Annotated in this window: 1 pseudogene; it reads right to left on the reverse strand. The window is 35.6% G+C overall.

What is annotated here, in order from left to right:
- Positions 1–1,319 precede the first annotated feature (1,319 nt).
- Positions 1,320–1,512, reverse strand: a pseudogene (locus tag HCUR_RS08965) (hypothetical protein); the annotation flags it as partial.

Here is a 1,512-nt window from a genome sequence, read left to right on the forward strand (position 1 = left end):
TCTTTAGAAAACATTCGCCATGGGCAGCTGCTCTTTATTATGTAAAATACTCTGTTAACACGCTCTTTCTTTTGGTGTTTACTTCTATTACTATACTTGCCTCATTCGAAATGATTTTTAATGAGCGTTTATTCATGATCTGTTAAATCCTTTGGATCACGGGTTCTTATTACCTCTAAGCTTGACTATACTGCCTCCTTTTATCCATGAATATAGGATTTTAAAACGCTTCCAGATCTCTTAAATGCTTTACTTTTCTCCTGCTTTCATCACTACAACCTTGACGCCTAAACTCTATGGAATACCGTGAACTCTTAAGTGAAAAATATTCATTGTCTCTGTATTTGGCTATATTGTTTAGAAACAATGCGTAAGCTCTGTTAATTGTTTTATATTGCTAGAGTCGCTGCCTCAGTGATGTTGGCGCATCTCTGGAGCGCCCTTTAGAACTGTATGGTTTGGCAATGTGTGATTTTCCATGATTTATAATTTTGGTAAATTTTACCAAGATATTCCCAAAAAGAAGAGTATTTTTAGGCGCACGAAACCACTCTAATTTTTTCCATAATATGTCATTAATCATCCTTCTTCCCATTTTTACTTCTGCTTTCTCATTAAATTACAAGAGACTACTTGTTAGCTTGGTTTAGGGTTACACTCTAGAAGTCATTGGGCTATGTAACATTCTTTCCATTGGGTATTGGATATATCCCACACAATTTAGTATCAGCGATACGAGGAAAGCAAAAAGCGTTGCCAAGTTTAAAAGCGGAGAAAAGATTGAGCTGGTTCTTCAGTAAACAAAGTCTTAAAAAGTCAATCAAGCAAACCAAAATCAACAATATAATCCATTAAATATATCAGAGCGGTTAAATAGTTTTTTATCTCTGTTACTCATAAAGTATCCAATAACCCCGACCGCTTGATAATCCATAGAACTAATTTAATATTTGATAAAAAAATTTACGTTTATATTAAAAAAAATATTTTGTTAGTAAAAATTATGAAAAGTTTAAAGAGTAACGCTCCAATTTAAATATGCGTTTTTATTTTTTTCTTTGGAACGCTTGTTTCAAAAGACAAAATGTATGCTGTTGATGAGCAGGGCGTGTCGATCTTTAACGTGTTGAACATTCGCTCGACTAGAGTGCGTTCTGTGTAAAAACCTGCCTCAAATTCTCTGGGTTTTTTGTATAGATCGTGGGAATGACGGCTTTGTTGCTGCCAGCATAATATACAATGTAATGTATGGTAGCCTTTATCCATCAATAGCGTTTTAAAGTGAAAAATTCTCCATTAAATGAAGAACTTTTGTATAGTCAGCGCACTGAGCAGACGATAAAATGAATCTGATGGGGTTGCCTAACAGCGTGGATCTTCGTGCTAAAACCGTCTGCTGAGCGCCTCAGCGCTTGTTCTTGTGTGCCATTACTGTATTTTTTTCTGGCGCCCGCGGCGTGTGGATAGAAGAAACTCATTGTGAAATCAAGCATAATCTTATTCCGTATCAGT

The organism is Holospora curviuscula, assembly GCF_002930195.1.
In the GTDB taxonomy this organism is placed as follows: domain Bacteria; phylum Pseudomonadota; class Alphaproteobacteria; order Holosporales; family Holosporaceae; genus Holospora; species Holospora curviuscula.